Source organism: Desulfitibacter alkalitolerans DSM 16504 (genome assembly GCF_000620305.1).
In the GTDB taxonomy this organism is placed as follows: Bacteria; Bacillota; DSM-16504; order Desulfitibacterales; family Desulfitibacteraceae; genus Desulfitibacter; species Desulfitibacter alkalitolerans.
In genome coordinates, this window is record NZ_KK211106.1 from 154031 (window position 1) to 169743 (window position 15713).

Sequence of the window (15713 nt, forward strand, 5' to 3'; positions counted from 1 at the left end):
TACTTTTTCCTTTACTTTGGCAATGGCCATTGGATATTATATGAGGTAGTGGAGGAGGCTCGGATCAATGATGGCTTTTCATGTTAATAATGAGACACAAACTTTAAAGCTGGGACAAGTTATTGGGCAAAACATGGTCCCAGGCATGGTAATTTGCCTCAAGGGTGATCTGGGTGCGGGAAAAACAACCCTGACCAGGGGAATTGTTAAGGGAGCCGGTATTGACAGCCATGTCACAAGTCCTACCTTTACAATTATCAATGAATATGAGGGTAAGTACAAGCTATATCATATTGATACTTATAGAATAGAAAGCCTGGATGAGATGATTGATCTGGGAGTTGAAGATTATCTTCCGGCAGGGGATGGAGTAACAGTAATTGAGTGGCCCGAGCTTATTGAGGATCTGCTCCCTGAAGATAGACTTATTTTAAATATTGTGCCTGAGGGAGTTCATGAAAGAAAGATTACAGTGCAAATACATGGGAAGAGCACTTCCTATGAAAAGCTTTTACAGGAGTTGAAAAACCATGATAGTATTGGGAATTGATAGCTCTACTCAAGTAAACACTATTGCCCTACTTCAAGACGGACAATTGCTTTGTGAAGCAATCTTAAATACCCGCAAAAACCATTCCCAGAGGCTTATGCCCATGATAGATATACTCCTAAAGGAGGCAGGGCTGACAATAGAAAATGTAGATGGTGTGGCTGTTTCCTCAGGTCCTGGCTCCTTTACAGGTTTAAGAATTGGAATGACAACAGGCAAGGCACTTGCCTGGTCTCGAAATAAGCCCCTGGTTGGCATTCCCAGCCTTGATGGAGTAGCATTTAACGCCCAGGGAGTAACAGGAACTATCTGCCCAATATTAAATGCCAAACGTAACGAAGTATATACTGCCCTCTATAAAATGGTCAAGGGAGAACTGCAAAGAATTTCTGATTACATGGCAGTGGAACCCCTAGAACTAATAAAGAGATTACAAAATCAGAGCCAGGTTACCCTATTGGGAGATGGAATTGAGGAGTTTATTTCCATATTTGCAGAAAACCTTGGGGACAGGCTTGCAGTACCCTCATCTGCAAACAGACTTCCAAGGGCTTCCCACATTGCCTATCTGGGGTGGAGACGTCTGTTAAAGGGAGAGGCAGATGATGTAATTAATCTGGTCCCTCTTTATGTAAGAAAGGCAGATGCAGAGATTAAACTGGAGTCAAAGGGACGGAGTACATAAATGGGTGAAGAATATACAATTAGAAAAATGATGTTTGATGATATAGAGCAGGTGCTGGAGGTGGAAAGGTTTTCATTTCCAAGTCCCTGGTCAAAGAAAGCCTTTGAGGCAGAGCTGCATGATAATCTCTTCGCTCACTATTTTGTTGCTGTACAGGGTGAAACTATAGTAGGTTATGCAGGAATGTGGATGGTTTTAGATGAAGCACATGTGACAAACATTGCGGTCCGCCCTGCCTTCAGGGGATTGAATTATGGCAAAAGACTTACCCAAGAGCTTATCATTCAAGCCTTTAAGCTGGGAGCTAATCGAATTACTTTAGAAGTAAGGGTATCCAACATGGTTGCAAGAAACCTTTACAAGGGCCTGGGTTTTCGTGAGGTAGGTATTCGCAAGGGTTATTATTCTGATAATAATGAAGATGCCATAATCATGTGGAAAAATATTCAGTTGAGTAATGATTATGTATCTTGTGATGAAGGCAGGGGGTGATACCATGTTGGTTTTAGGAATTGAGACAAGCTGTGACGAAACATCAGCAGCTGTTATCAGCAATGGAAATAAAATATTGAGCAATGTCATATCCAGTCAAATTAGCACTCACCAGCCCTACGGCGGTGTTGTTCCAGAAATTGCCTCGAGAAAACACCTGGAAAATATAATCCCTGTAATTAGTGAGGCAATGGACCAGGCTGATATATCTTTTAAGGAGCTTGACGCAATAGCAGTAACCTATGGTCCTGGTCTGGCAGGGGCCCTGCTGGTGGGTGTTTCTGCTGCTAAAGCCCTGGCTTATTCCCTTGGCAAACCATTAATAGGAGTAAATCATCTAGATGGTCATATTTATGCAAGCTTTCTTGAGCATACAATCCAGATGCCTCTTGTTTGCCTGGTGGTTTCTGGGGGCCATACAAGTCTTGTTTATATGGAAGACCATGACCATAGAATCTTACTGGGTGCTACAAGGGATGATGCCGCTGGAGAGGTTTTTGATAAAATTGCCCGGAAGATGAATTTAGGATATCCAGGGGGTCCTATTGTTGAAAAGATGGCCCTTGAAGGACAGGAAACAATTGACTTCCCAAGGGCATGGCTTGAACCGAACAGCTTTGATTTTAGCTTCAGCGGTTTAAAGACTTCAGTTATAAATTATCTCCACAAAAAAGAACAAATAGGAGAAGAAATAAATGTTCCTGATATAGCTGCAAGCTTCCAGAAGGCTATATTTGAGGTTCTCATAACAAAAACCATCAGGGCTGCAGAAGCCAAAAATGTTAAAATCATAGTGCTGGCCGGTGGAGTTGCAGCTAATACCTATTTTAAAAACTTGATGACACAGGAGGCAGGCAAAAAGGGGATAAAGGTATATTATCCATCACCAGTTTTATGCACAGATAATGCAGCCATGATTGCCTGTGCAGGCTATTACAACCTTTTAAGGGGCAAAACCGCCAATCTTGATCTTAATGCTGTTCCCAATCTCCAGATGGAGCTTGAAATGTGACAGGATTTCTAAATCTAATTGCAAGCCATTTACAGGTACCAGGTCCCATAAATACTTAGGACTTAAGTACCTGTTAGGAATAATTAGTAACATGTAATTGTGAGGAATGTGGAAAACTCCTTCAGGTTTTGGGGGTCAATTAACTTGACTGTGGATGATGGATTATAGAATAAAGGTTCGATTGCCTGTGGATATGTGGATAAATACTGTGGATAAAGAGTATGCTGTAAGAAAAAGTGTGGAAAGCAGGTTAACATAAAAAGACAAAATGGATTATCAAAAACAATTACTATTACAAAATGTCCATAAATTTAATATCTTACCGGTCACCTCAGTATGCAACACCTCGTGTATTTTTTGTTCCCATAAACAAAACCCCGGCAATTTACAGGTATACAGTTTTGGCAGCCTATCCATGGAGACCATTGATTTGCTGCTGTCTTTTTTGGACAAGAACAAGAAAATCATCATCGGGGAATCGGCTACAAGGCTTATAGAAGGGGAACCCTTCTGCAATCCGAATTTTAAGGAAATTTTATCTAAATTAAGACGCACTTTCCCAGATACACCCCTGTCAATCACCACTAATGGCATAATCCTTGATGATGAATGGTTTAAGTTTTTAACAGATATTAAACCATTAGAGATAAACTACTCAATAAACTGTATAAACCCAAAAAACAGAAAAATCATCATGGGCAGCAGAGTAACAAATAATCCTGAATATGTCCTGGGAAAACTGGCATCCCACTCAATCAATTATCATGGAAGCCTGGTGGCCATGAACTGGTTGACAGGCTGGGAGGAGCTTGAGGAAACCATCGCCCTGGTGGACAAAAATGCTGGCTCAACAATACGTGTGTTTCTTCCTGGTCATACAAAATTAGCACCACAAAGCCTTAGGTTTCCCCAAAGTTATGAATATGAACTAAGGGATAGTGTGGAAAAGCTTAGAACAAGATACAGTATTCCAATAACCCTGGAGCCGTCCCTTATTACCAATTTGGAACCTGAAGTAATTGGAGTTATCAAGAATTCACCAGCTGCTTTATGCGGAATTATCAAGGGGGATATTATAAAACAGGTGGATGGTGTTAATGTTTTAACAAGATATGACGCTTTTAGCCTTGTGAGAAAAAAGGCCAATACGAATTTAAAGCTTTTAAGGAAGGGAACTGGGATTCACATAGAGATGCTTAAAGCAGCAGGGGAAGCCTCGGGACTTGTAATGGACTATGACATTGACAGCTCAATTAGAGAGGATATTAGAAGAATTTGTATTAGGAATAGAAGAAAAAAAATTTGGATTATGGCTTCTAAGCTGGGTGCTCCCATTCTCAGGGAGCTTTTAAAAGACATGGATGCAGAAGCAGAGGTTGTGGAAACAGAAAATTTATTTTTTGGCGGCTCAATTGTGTGTGCAGGCTTATTGACAGTTGATGATTTTCTAATGGCTTATGAAAAGATCAGAGCTAGAGCTGCACAAGGGAACGTATTAGTCCTGCCGGCCATAGCCTTTGACCAGCAGGGCAGGGATTTAACAGGCTGCTATTATCATGAGGTTGAGAAAGAAACAGGCATAAGTACTATATTACTTTAATAACCTTTCCATGGATAACCATGGACTTTCAAAAATTATTAAGGTATTCTACTTACATTGAAAGGTTTTGTGAAAGTTAATTTTTTTATGTTTTATGTAAGGCTAATTAATAAAAGGAATCTATAATTTATTGTCGAATACCAGTTTTTATAGGTTTTTTCCTGGAAAACCTATACCTACTTTATGTAAAATATTAGTATATATTTAATTTTACTAGCAGTTGAAATTTATAGTGAATTCATAAATTTTGGGTTTTTGGAGAATGGAAGGAGGCAAAAACATGTGTCAATGCTGCTGTTCCAATCAGACAGTTGTGGATCCTAAAAGCCAACAACTAGAAGAGGCGCTAAAAAAGTACAGCGGTAAAAAAGGAGCGCTAATACCAGTACTACAAGAGGCGCAGGATATATATGGGTATCTACCGGAAGAGGTCATGGTGGAAATTGGGGAAAAGCTCAGTATTCCTGTAAGCAAGGTCTATGGTGTAGCTACTTTTTACGCTCAGTTTCACTTAAAACCAAGGGGCAGAAACATCATTAGAATTTGTTTAGGAACTGCGTGTCATGTAAGGGGAGGAGCCAAGATCTTAGAAAAACTAGAAGAGACACTGCAGATAAAAGACGGCGAGACAACGCAAGACTTGGAATTCACGTTAGAATCAGTTGCTTGTATTGGGGCCTGCGGTCTTGCCCCTGTAATTATGATTAATGACGATACACATGGCAGGTTAACTCCTGATGCTGTTTCTAAAGTGATAAAACAATATCAGTAGGGAGGTGCTCTTAAGTTGGATAAAAAACGAATTCTGATTTGTGCTGGTACAGGCTGTGTTTCTTCTGGCTCCAACAAGGTTGAAGCCAAACTAAAGGAAACAATTAAAGAAAAAGGGCTGCAGGATGATGTTCAAGTAGTCATTACTGGCTGCCACGGCTTTTGTGAACAGGGTCCTCTGCTAATTGTAGAACCAGAGGATTTATTTTATTGTCGAGTAGAAGAAACGGATATAGATGAGATTGTTGATAAAACACTAGTAAATAATGAGGTAATAGATAGGCTGCTATTTGAAGATCCCCAGAAAAAAGAAAAAGCTAAAACCTTCCATGACATTGATTTTTACAATAAGCAACAGAGGCTTGTATTAAAAAATTGTGGTCATATTAATCCTGAAAATATAGATGAATATCTAGCCCAGGATGGGTATGCTGCCTTAGAAAAGGTCTTGAAAAATATGAATCAGGTAGAAGTCATAGAAGAAGTTAAAAAATCCGGCCTCAGGGGAAGAGGTGGTGGCGGATTTTCCACTGGTTTGAAATGGGAATTTACTTATAAAGCTCAAGGTGATAAGAAATATGTGGTTTGTAATGCAGATGAGGGTGACCCTGGTGCTTTTATGGATAGAAGCCTTCTGGAGGGGGACCCCCATATCATTATTGAGGGTATGCTCATTTGCGGCTATGCTATTGGGGCAGATGAAGGCTATGTATATGTTCGAGCTGAGTATCCACTGGCAATAAAGAGGCTGCAGAGAGCCATCAGCCAGGCTGAAGAAAGGGGCTACCTTGGGACTAATATTCTGGGTACAAACTTTAGCTTTAAACTGAATATTAAAGCTGGTGCAGGAGCATTTGTTTGTGGTGAAGAAACTGCCCTGTTAATTTCAATAGAAGGCAACAGGGGAATGCCTAAAGTAAGACCTCCCTATCCTGCTACAAAAGGCCTATGGGATAAACCTACCACAATTAACAATGTAGAAACCTTCGGTAATATTCCGGTGATTTTTAGAAAAGGTGCAGAGTGGTTTGCAGGTATAGGAACAGAAAAAAGCAAGGGAACAAAGGTTTTTGCTTTAACAGGTAAAGTTAATAATACTGGCCTGGTGGAAGTTCCCATGGGGATTAGTATCAGGAAAATAATCTTTGATATAGGCGGAGGTATCAAGGATAATGGCCAATTTAAAGCCGTACAAATTGGCGGACCCTCTGGTGGATGTATTCCCTCAGAGCTTTTAGATCTGCCAGTTGATTATGATTCCCTGACACAAGCAGGGGCCATGATGGGCTCAGGAGGGCTTGTCATCATGGATGAAAAAACTTGTATGGTTGACCTGTCCAGGTTCTTTTTAAACTTTACACAAAAGGAATCATGCGGCAAATGCACGCCCTGCAGGGAAGGCACCAAGAGAATGCTTGAGATACTAATTAGAATTACCGAGGGTGCAGGAGTACCTGAAGATATAGAAATTCTAAAAAAACTAGGTGAAAACATTAAAAAGACTTCATTATGCGGATTGGGTCAGACAGCACCAAACCCGGTGCTTTCAACTTTAAGGTACTTTGAAGATGAATATTGGGCACACATAAAAGACAAGAAGTGCCCCGCTGGTGCATGTAAAGAGCTGGTAACCTACAGGATTAATCCAGATCTTTGTAACGGATGTACTTTATGTGCAAGGAGCTGTCCTGTTAATGCAATTACAGGGGAAAAGAAAGAAATTCACTTTATTGATCCTGATAAATGCACAAGATGTGGTGTCTGTATTACCAAGTGTAAAAAAGGCGCTATATATTTAGCTTAAAATCTAGTATTAATGGAGCTTTCACTTTCTAAAGGAGAAATATTAGTAAAAAAGGAGGGTGTCTAAAATGGGTAATGTATCCTTAACTATTGATGGGAAACAGGTACAGGTGCCTTCAGGAATTACAGTTCTTGAGGCAGCTCGCCTGACAGGAATAAATATTCCCAATCTTTGTTATGATAAGGAATTGACAAGTCCTGGGGCCTGTCGCTTATGTGTTGTTTCCATTGAAGGCGCAAGGAATTTACCTGCTTCCTGTGTTACAGAAGTATGGGAAGGCATGGTTGTTAATACTGCAACACCAGAGGTTTTAGAAGCAAGGAAAACAATTCTAGAGCTGCTCCTTGCAAATCATCCTAATGACTGTATGACCTGTGAAAAAAGCGGGGAATGCCGCTTACAGGATTATGCTTATGAATATGGAATTAGAGAGGTATCTTATAAGGGTGAAGTAACTTGTCATGAATTTGATGATACAAATCCCTTTATATTTAGAGATAACAATAAATGTATCCTTTGTGGCAAGTGTGTTAGAGTTTGTGATGAAGTTGTGGGAAGACATATTTATGGATGGGCAAATAGGGGTTTCCAGACCAGTGTGGTTCCTACACTAGGTAAGGATCTTGAGAAAACTGATTGTGTTTTCTGTGGAAGCTGTGTATCTGTATGTCCGGTAGGCGCTATAATTGAAAAGGATATGATGGGCAGGGCAAGAAAGTGGGAGCTTGAGAAGGTGAAAACCATCTGCCCATACTGTGGCACAGGATGTACAATTGAACTTAATGTTAAAGCTGGAAAAATCCTTGGGGTGACCTCCACAGAAGAGGGTACGGTTAATGGAAGGGCCCTTTGTGTTAAAGGACGCTTTGGTTATAGCTTTATTCAGCATCCAGATAGATTAAAGACGCCGCTGATTAAGGAAAATGGTAAATTTAGAGAAGCAACCTGGGAGGAAGCCATTAAATTTACTGCTGGAAAACTATCCAAGGTTAAAGAGCAGTATGGCAATGACAGCTTTGCTGCCTTAACATCAGCAAGGGTTACCACTGAGGATAATTACGTTTTTGGTAAATTCGCACGCGCGGTGATAGGGACTAACAACATTGATCACTGCGCCCGTCTCTGACACTCTGCTACTGTCGCTGGTCTAGCGGCTGCATTTGGTAGTGGAGCAATGACTAATTCAATTGATGAGATAGCAGATGCTGACTTCATATTCGCTAGTGGAACAAATACCACAGAAACCCATCCAATTATTAGTTTGAAAGTTAGAAAGGCCCTTGACAGTGGTGCAAAACTGGTGGTGGCCGATCCAAGAAAGACTGAAATGGCAGAGCTGGCACATACCTATCTGCCAATTGCTGCAGGCAGCGACCTGGCATTATTAAATGCCATGGCCCATGTCATTATCAAGGAAGAATTATATAATAAGGAATTTGTAGAGGAAAGAACAGAAGGCTTTGAGGAATTAAAGGCAGGTATTGAAAAATACACTCCTGAATACGCTGAGAGCATTACAGGCGTTGCTGCAGATGTTATCAGGCAGGTTGCCAGAGACTATGCTGTTTCTGAAAAGTCAACAATCCTTTATACCATGGGGATTACCCAGCATATTACCGGTACAGACAATGTCCTGGGAATTGCTAACCTGGCCCTTTTAACTGGACACATTGGCAGAAAATCTACAGGTGTTAACCCACTTCGTGGACAAAACAATGTTCAAGGTGCCTGTGATATGGGTGGTCTTCCAAATGTTTACCCTGCATATCAGCCTGTAAATGATCCAGAAGTTAGAGCCAAATTTGAAAAAGCCTGGGGAGTCCAGTTAAACCCAAATCCAGGCTTAACCCTTGGGGAAATGTTTAAAGAGGCGAGACATGGAACTATCAAGTCCATGTATATTATAGGTGAAAACCCTGCTATTAGCGATCCTGATACAAATCATGTTGTTGAAGCTCTAGAAAAATTGGAATTTCTAGTTGTTCAGGATATCTTCCTAACAGAGACTGCCCAGCTTGCAGATGTTGTACTGCCAGCGGCCAGCTTTGCAGAAAAGGACGGTACCTTTGTCAATACTGAAAGAAGGGTGCAGAGGGTGAATAAAGCCATTGAGCCTGTTGGAAACAGCAAGCCTGATTGGGAGATTATACAGCTAATAGCACAGGAAATGGGTTATCCAATGAACTACTCCTCGCCAGCAGAGATCATGGATGAGATAGCAGCTGTTGCTCCCTCTTATGGAGGTATAAGCTATAAAAGATTGGCACAGGAGAAGGATGGCTTACAGTGGCCGTGCCCAACAGCAGATCATCCAGGTACTGTCTTTCTCCATTCTGGGAAGTTTACAAGGGGTAAGGGAAAGATGTTCTTTGTTGAATATGTTCCTCCTGCAGAGCAGACAGATGAGGAATATCCCCTTGTACTGACAACTGGAAGGAAGCTGTGGCACTATCATACCGGCACCATGACCAGACGCTCTGCGGGCTTGGATTGGAAGCTTCCTGAAGAAAGAATTGAGATTAACCCGGCAGAAGCCAGGAAGTACTGCCTGCAGACTGGTGACAGAATCAGGCTGTCATCCCGCAGGGGAAGCATTGAATCAACTGTAGAGGTAACTGATAGGGTTCAGCCTGGTCTGGTATTTGGATCCTTCCACTTTAAAGAAGCAGCTATCAACAAGCTGACAAATACTGCCTATGATCCAAAGGCCAAGATACCTGAGCTAAAGGTATGTGCAGTAAAGCTAGAAAAAATTTAAGGAAAGGGGACACACCTGCTGAAGATGGAGTTATTCTCCAAGGCAGGAATGTCCCCAAATTTCAAGAATAAGGGGCCTTGCCTGCATTACAGGTAAGGCCCTATCTTAAACTAACAACTCTTTAAGAGCTGTTAGATTCTCATAAACAGCTTTTTTACCTATTTCCACCAATTCGGTAGTTTTATTAATCTCCCAGAAGTTGACTTTTCCTGTATTAGGCTCTATTATTATATTAGCGTAGGATGTAAGAATTGTTTCGCTAAGTCGTTTGCCCATGATGCTGATTGTCTGCATTATAAGATGAGGTGCACTGTCTATATTAGAGGATAAGCCAAAGTTTAGATTTACACCTACTATTTTTTCTGCACCCAAGTGCTTTAAGATGTCAGCAGGCACATGACTTACCAGAGAACCATCTACAAGGGTATCCTTACCTATTTTTTTTGGAACAAATATGGCTGGTATTGAAATACTGGCTCTTACTGCCTCCCAGGGTTGAGCCTGACTTGAAAAAGTATAATCCTTTGCTCTGGCTTTGGCCAGGTCTGAACTGGTAAATACTATTCCCCTGCCGGTTTCCACGTTTGTGGTAACCACAGCCAGCTTTGGTGAAAGCTGATTAAAGCTCTTACCCCTGGTTAAGGCTCTTAAGGCTACTTCTATGTAATCACCCTTGATTAAGCCTGCAGGAAACTTTAAAGCTTGTGTAGAATACCCTTTAGATAAAAGACTGTTTTCATATTGTGATACTAGCGACACCATTTTTGCTGGCGGTATTCCTGAGCAGTATAATAGTCCAACTATTGAACCGGCACTACTGCCGGCAATAATATCTGGATACAATGCGTTTTCTAAAAGACCCTGGAGGATTCCTATGTGGACGGCTCCACGGATACCACCGCCACTGAGGGCAAGACCAAATTTCAATGTAATCACTCTCCTTATGTAATGTATGCAGCTAAGCGTAAGGGTGTTACAAAAGAATAGAACTATCTCCGAGTCAATAAGTCTAAGGCTTTTGCTATGACTTTTGACCTGTAGGTATTAGGGGAAACCTTAATGCCTCCCGTATTTGGAAAGGAGGACTTGAATATAAGGCACCTTTCCTGAATAGGTGTTTTTTATTTTGCTGTACAGAGGGGGCTATCATGGGAATGGGTTTATTGGTGCTCCTCATGTAATAAAATAGGGAGGTGTATAAGATGGTTGAACAGTTGGACAAGATAGCCAGAGAAATGCAGTATATTGTTAAGGACGGAAAAATAACCTGTGCTCAGGCAAGGAAGCTGGCAGAAGACTTGAAGGTTTCCTATAGTGATGTGGGAGCCGCTGCCGATGAGCTGAAAATAAAGATTCATAAATGTCAATTGGGGTGTTTTTAATGCTCAATGTTTTAACAGTGGATGAAGCAATAGCTATTATCAATAAAAACTTTAAACCGTCTCTTGGTATTGAAAGGGTGGACTTGCTTAATGCATTAGGCAGGTGCCTTGCAGAGGATATTTATTCCAGGGAGTCAATTCCCGGGTTTACAAGATCCACAATGGACGGATTTGCAGTAAGCTCCTTTGATACCTTTGGAGCTTCCCCTTCCCAGCCCAGCTATTTGCAGGTGGTGGGAGATATTAAAATGGGAGAAGTTCCTAATGCAGTCCTTAACCCAGAGGAGGCTTTTAAAATTGCTACTGGAGGAGCCTTGCCTGGGGGAAGTGATGCTGTTGTAATGCTTGAGGAAACTGAATGGTTGGATGATAATACAATTGGTATACTCAAACCCGTAGCTCCAGGAGAAAATGTTATATTTAAAGGAGAAGATGTGAAAGAAGGGCAAAGGGTGTGCTGTAAAAACAGCATTATTAGACCCCAGGATTTAGGTGTACTTGCAGGAATAGGGATTACAAAGGTCCCTGTATTTAACAGAATAAAAATTGGCATTCTAAGCACGGGCAACGAAATTGTGGCACCTGAAATTAAAGAACTGCAGCCAGGAAAGATAAGGGATATTAATTCTTATACCATATATGGCCTTGTAAAGGAAATGAATGCGGAAGCCAGCTTTTATGGAATAGTTCCTGATGAATTCCAGATGCTTAAAAAAACAACAGAAAGGGCACTTAATGAAAATCATATAGTTGTTTTATCTGGTGGAAGCTCTGTTGGAACCAAGGACTTAACAGCTAGAGTATTGGAGGAGCTGCCCGGCTTCAAGCAGCTTTTCCATGGCATATCAATTAAGCCGGGCAAACCAACCCTGGCTGCTGCCAATGGGGATAAGCTTATTGTGGGGCTGCCAGGTCATCCTGTTTCAGCCATGGTTGTTTTTGATGTTATCATAGGCCCTTTCTTAACAGATAAATCAAAGGCACCTAAATGTACTGCCATCATGGGTTCTAATGTGGCTTCTTCCCCAGGGAGGCAGGATTATGTAAGGGTAAGGCTAATAGAAGAGAGCGGATATTTAAAAGCTGAGCCTATTTTAGGCAAATCAGGACTAATATCAACCATGTTAGACAGTGAAGGCTTTGTGGTAATACCATTGGATAAAGAAGGAATAGCAGCAGGTGAAAAGGTAGAAGTAGAATTATACGGGGGCAGGTGAAAAGGATGGGGAGAAAGATTTATCTAGAGAACAGGTCTAGGGATGAAGCACTGCAAAATTTAATTGAAGAATTAGAACTGACCAATTTTTTTGTGCAGGAGGATGAGGAGATTTTAGTTGATGAAAGTCTCGGCAGAATCACTTCCCAGCCCGTATATGCCAGGGTTTCAACCCCCCATTATCGTGCTTCTGCTATGGATGGAGTAGCAGTTATTGCGTCAAAAACATTTGGTGCGGCAGAAACAAATCCTGTTACTTTAAAACTTGGAGCTGATGGGGTAGTTGTGGATACAGGAGATCCCATTCCAGATGAATTTGATGCGGTAATAATGATAGAACATGTAAATTTTATAGATGACAACAGGTTCCAGATTATTGCCCCGGCCTTTCCCTGGCAGCATGTTAGAGCAATTGGGGAGGATATGGTAAAGCAGGAGATGCTTTTACCCTCAAACCATGGGATAAGGCCTTATGATGTTGGAGCAATGGTAGCTGCCAATGTTGACAGGGTTAGGGTAAAAATTAAACCAGTGGTAGGTATTATCCCAACGGGAGACGAGTTGGTTGAGCCAGGGACCCAGCTAAAGCCGGGAGACATAGTTGAGTTTAACAGCAGGGTAATGTCTGGTCTTGTTGTCCAGTGGCACGGAAGGGCTGAAGTTTTTCCTATTATACCTGATAAATATGACAAAATTAAAGAGGTGGTTATTCAGGCCCTGGATAAATGCCATATTGTGGTGATAAATGCCGGGTCATCGGCAGGTCGGGATGATTATACCTCCTCGATTATTGAGGAACTGGGAAGGGTATATACCCATGGAATTGCTATTAAACCAGGCAAACCAGTTGTCCTTGGTATAGCTTCCGGAAGGCCTGTAATAGGTATTCCAGGCTATCCAGTTTCATCGGCACTTACCTTTGAGCTGTTTGTTAAGCCGTTAATATACAGGAAGCTGGGAACTGAAATGAAGGAGAGACAAAAGGTAAAGGTGACGGTAGCTAAACCCCTTTATTCAACCCTTGGTATGGAGGAAATGATAAGGGTGAAGATAGGCAGGGTTGGAGAAAGGCTGGTGGCAGCACCCCTGGAAAGAGGTGCAGGTGTAATGATGTCTTTGGTAAGGGCAGATGGTATTTTAAGGGTGCCTCGTTTATCTGAGGGTATAGAGGTTGATATTCCTGTTGAAGCAGAGCTACTAAAGCCTTTGGGAGTAATAGAAAAAGCTGTCTTAATGTGTGGAAGTCATGACTTAACACTAGATGTGGTTAACGATTTATTTCACAAATTTTATCCTGGGTATTCACTTTCATCCAGCCATGTAGGCAGCCTGGGGGGCATTTCGGCCTTAAAGCGCGGAGAGGCCCATTCGGCCGGCATGCATTTGCTTGATCCAGAAACAGGAGAATACAATGTATCATATGTAAAAAGACTTTTGCCAGATGAGGAGGTTCTGCTGGTGAATCTGGTTTATCGTCAGCAGGGTTTAATGGTAGCCAAGGGCAATCCCCTTAAAATCAGGGGATTAGAAGCCTTAACTGAACCTAATATCAAGTTCATTAATCGGCAAAAGGGTGCAGGAACCAGAATACTGCTGGATTACCTACTTGCAAAGGAAGGTATTAAAGAAAGCCAGATCTCTGGATACAGAAAGGAAGAGTACAATCACCTGGCAGTTGCGGCAGCTATTGCAGCAAATACGGCCCATGTGGGCATGGGGATAATGGCAGCTGCACAAGCCCTGGATCTGGACTTTGTTCCCCTTATAGAGGAGCGATATGACATCTGTATACCCAAGGTATTCTTGAAGGATGAAAGGATAAAGAAGCTGCTGCATATTATCTGCAGTGAAGAATTTAAAGAACAAGTAAGCAAACTGGGAGGGTATGGAACAAAACAAACAGGAAAAATAGTATGGTCTAGTTTCCCTGTGGAGGAGGGGATGTTATGCGAGATCAATTTGCAAGAAATATAGATTATTTACGACTTAGTGTAACTGATAGATGTAATCTGCGTTGTCTCTACTGCATGCCCGAGGAAGGAGTCAGCCTTAAAAAGCATGAGGAAATACTTACCTTGGAAGAACTCCATTTAATTTCTCAAGCAGCTGTTTCCATGGGCATAAAAAAAATCAGGCTGACAGGAGGAGAGCCTTTAGTTAGAAAGGGTATTGTGGATCTTGTTGCAATGATAAAAGGGATTAGCGGTTTAGAGGAGCTTAGTCTAACTACCAATGGAACCCTGTTAAAATCACTTGGCCCTGCCTTGAAAAAGGCTGGCCTGGATAGAATTAACATTTCACTGGACACCCTTGATGCACAAAAGTATCAGCAGATTACCAGGGGTGGAGATGTAAACCAGGTTTTAGACGGTATTGATGTGGCATTGGAATTAGGCCTTGAGCCTGTAAAAATAAACTGTGTTTTAGTAGATGGTTTTAATAATGATGAGATTCACAAATTTGTCTTATTGGCAGAAGGCAAACCACTCCATATTAGATTTATTGAGTTAATGCCCATTGGAGAAGGTCAGAAGAAGCAGGATGGCTATTTGCCCCTTGAGCCTTTAAAAAAACAGCTCATAGAGGCCTATGGTCTGCTGCCATCATCAAAGGTGAAGGCCAATGGACCTGCTGATCAATTTGTACTGCCAGGAGGTAAAGGTACTATTGGTTTCATTGGTGCGGTAACCAATCATTTTTGCCATAAATGCAACAGACTCAGGGTGACTGCAGATGGCAAAATTAAACCATGCCTTGATAGTGGTTTTGAGGTGGATTTAATAGGCGTATTAAGGGGGAAAGGCTCCCAGAAAGCATTAAGAGATGTGTTTTTGGAGGCAATTAATGCAAAACCCTCAGGTCACAACATGAACCTATGGGAATATGGCCAGAACAGGTTAATGTCCCAGATTGGAGGTTAGGATGGAAGGTTTAACCCATTTTGACAAGACTGGAAATGCTATCATGGTGGATGTATCTGGTAAGAACCCAACTGCGCGAACGGCGACAGCCCAGGGAAGAATATCCATGAAGCAGGAAACTCTAAGGACTATCGAAGAAGGCAAAATTGGCAAAGGGGATGTTTTAGGTGTGGCCAGGGTAGCAGGAATAATGGCTGCAAAAAAAACCTCAGAACTCATACCAATGTGTCATCCCCTTATGCTTACCAAATGCAGTGTGGATTTTGATTTTGAAAAAGACAGTAATTCAATAAAGATCATGGCAACAGTAAAAACAATGGGACAGACTGGTGTCGAAATGGAGGCCCTTACAGCTGCTTCTGCTGCAGCATTGACAATATATGATATGTGTAAGGCCATAGATAAGGACATGGTTATTGGTGATATTTGTCTGCTTGAAAAAACGGGAGGCAAAAGCGGAACCTATATACGACATACCATCTCAGGCACCTGACATGGATATGAGACATGGGATATTGGAGG

General features: G+C 41.7%; 14 protein-coding genes and 1 riboswitch. Of the genes, 13 read left to right on the plus strand and 1 reads right to left on the minus strand.

Annotated features, from left to right (window positions below):
• Nucleotides 1–67: 67 nt before the first annotated feature.
• From tsaE to fdhF, 8 genes are all read left to right on the plus strand, one after another.
• Nucleotides 68–550, plus strand: coding sequence for a tRNA (adenosine(37)-N6)-threonylcarbamoyltransferase complex ATPase subunit type 1 TsaE (tsaE, locus tag K364_RS0121605; protein WP_028309730.1), 483 nt, complete (start codon nucleotides 68–70; stop codon nucleotides 548–550).
• The gene (tsaB, locus tag K364_RS0121610; RefSeq protein ID WP_028309731.1) at nucleotides 531–1235 is read left to right on the plus strand and encodes a tRNA (adenosine(37)-N6)-threonylcarbamoyltransferase complex dimerization subunit type 1 TsaB; all 705 of its coding nucleotides are present in this window, start codon (nucleotides 531–533) and stop codon (nucleotides 1233–1235) included. Before tsaE ends, tsaB begins: the two co-directional genes overlap by 20 nt.
• Nucleotides 1236–1727: a ribosomal protein S18-alanine N-acetyltransferase gene (gene rimI / locus K364_RS25225; RefSeq protein ID WP_051534315.1), complete on the plus strand. Its 492-nt coding sequence runs from the start codon at nucleotides 1236–1238 to the stop codon at nucleotides 1725–1727.
• Nucleotides 1728–1731: 4 nt separating this feature from the next.
• Nucleotides 1732–2739 carry a tRNA (adenosine(37)-N6)-threonylcarbamoyltransferase complex transferase subunit TsaD gene (gene tsaD, locus K364_RS0121620; RefSeq protein WP_207640898.1) on the plus strand — a complete coding sequence of 336 codons (1008 nt, stop codon included), beginning with the start codon at nucleotides 1732–1734 and terminating at the stop codon, nucleotides 2737–2739.
• 268 nt (nucleotides 2740–3007) lie between these two features.
• Nucleotides 3008–4339, plus strand: coding sequence for a radical SAM protein (locus tag K364_RS0121630; RefSeq protein WP_028309733.1), 1332 nt, complete (start codon nucleotides 3008–3010; stop codon nucleotides 4337–4339).
• Nucleotides 4340–4619: 280 nt separating this feature from the next.
• Nucleotides 4620–5111 carry an NADH-quinone oxidoreductase subunit NuoE gene (nuoE, locus tag K364_RS0121635; protein ID WP_028309734.1) on the plus strand — a complete coding sequence of 164 codons (492 nt, stop codon included), beginning with the start codon at nucleotides 4620–4622 and terminating at the stop codon, nucleotides 5109–5111.
• A gap of 15 nt (nucleotides 5112–5126) precedes the next feature.
• Entirely contained in the window at nucleotides 5127–6914 is a 1788-nt protein-coding gene (gene nuoF / locus K364_RS0121640) for an NADH-quinone oxidoreductase subunit NuoF (RefSeq protein ID WP_028309735.1), read from the plus strand.
• A gap of 67 nt (nucleotides 6915–6981) precedes the next feature.
• Nucleotides 6982–9672, plus strand: a complete 2691-nt coding sequence (gene fdhF / locus K364_RS26485) for a formate dehydrogenase subunit alpha (RefSeq protein WP_084296146.1) — start codon at nucleotides 6982–6984, stop codon at nucleotides 9670–9672.
• A 105-nt stretch (nucleotides 9673–9777) separates the two neighbouring features.
• Here the strand turns inward: fdhF and K364_RS0121655 are convergent, their stop codons facing one another.
• Entirely contained in the window at nucleotides 9778–10599 is an 822-nt protein-coding gene (locus K364_RS0121655) for a patatin-like phospholipase family protein (protein WP_028309738.1), read from the minus strand.
• A gap of 55 nt (nucleotides 10600–10654) precedes the next feature.
• A riboswitch (molybdenum cofactor riboswitch) is annotated at nucleotides 10655–10771 on the plus strand.
• Nucleotides 10772–10874: 103 nt separating this feature from the next.
• On the opposite strand from K364_RS0121655, the gene K364_RS0121660 reads away from it, so the two are divergent.
• The 5 genes from K364_RS0121660 to moaC are packed head-to-tail and all read left to right on the plus strand — an operon-like array spanning nucleotide 10875 to nucleotide 15684.
• Nucleotides 10875–11054: a hypothetical protein gene (locus tag K364_RS0121660; RefSeq protein ID WP_028309739.1), complete on the plus strand. Its 180-nt coding sequence runs from the start codon at nucleotides 10875–10877 to the stop codon at nucleotides 11052–11054.
• Complete coding sequence (locus tag K364_RS0121665) at nucleotides 11054–12271, plus strand: molybdopterin molybdotransferase MoeA (RefSeq protein ID WP_035270640.1); 1218 nt, start codon at nucleotides 11054–11056, stop codon at nucleotides 12269–12271. The genes K364_RS0121660 and K364_RS0121665 overlap by 1 nt, the downstream gene beginning before the upstream one ends.
• Before the next feature lie 5 nt (nucleotides 12272–12276).
• Entirely contained in the window at nucleotides 12277–14244 is a 1968-nt protein-coding gene (locus tag K364_RS25230) for a molybdopterin biosynthesis protein (protein ID WP_051534317.1), read from the plus strand.
• Nucleotides 14217–15191: a GTP 3',8-cyclase MoaA gene (moaA, locus tag K364_RS0121675; protein WP_028309741.1), complete on the plus strand. Its 975-nt coding sequence runs from the start codon at nucleotides 14217–14219 to the stop codon at nucleotides 15189–15191. The genes K364_RS25230 and moaA overlap by 28 nt, the downstream gene beginning before the upstream one ends.
• A gap of 1 nt (nucleotide 15192) precedes the next feature.
• A complete protein-coding gene (gene moaC, locus K364_RS0121680; RefSeq protein WP_028309742.1) occupies nucleotides 15193–15684 on the plus strand; it encodes a cyclic pyranopterin monophosphate synthase MoaC in 492 nt (163 codons plus the stop codon).
• The last annotated feature ends 29 nt before the right edge of the window (nucleotides 15685–15713 follow it).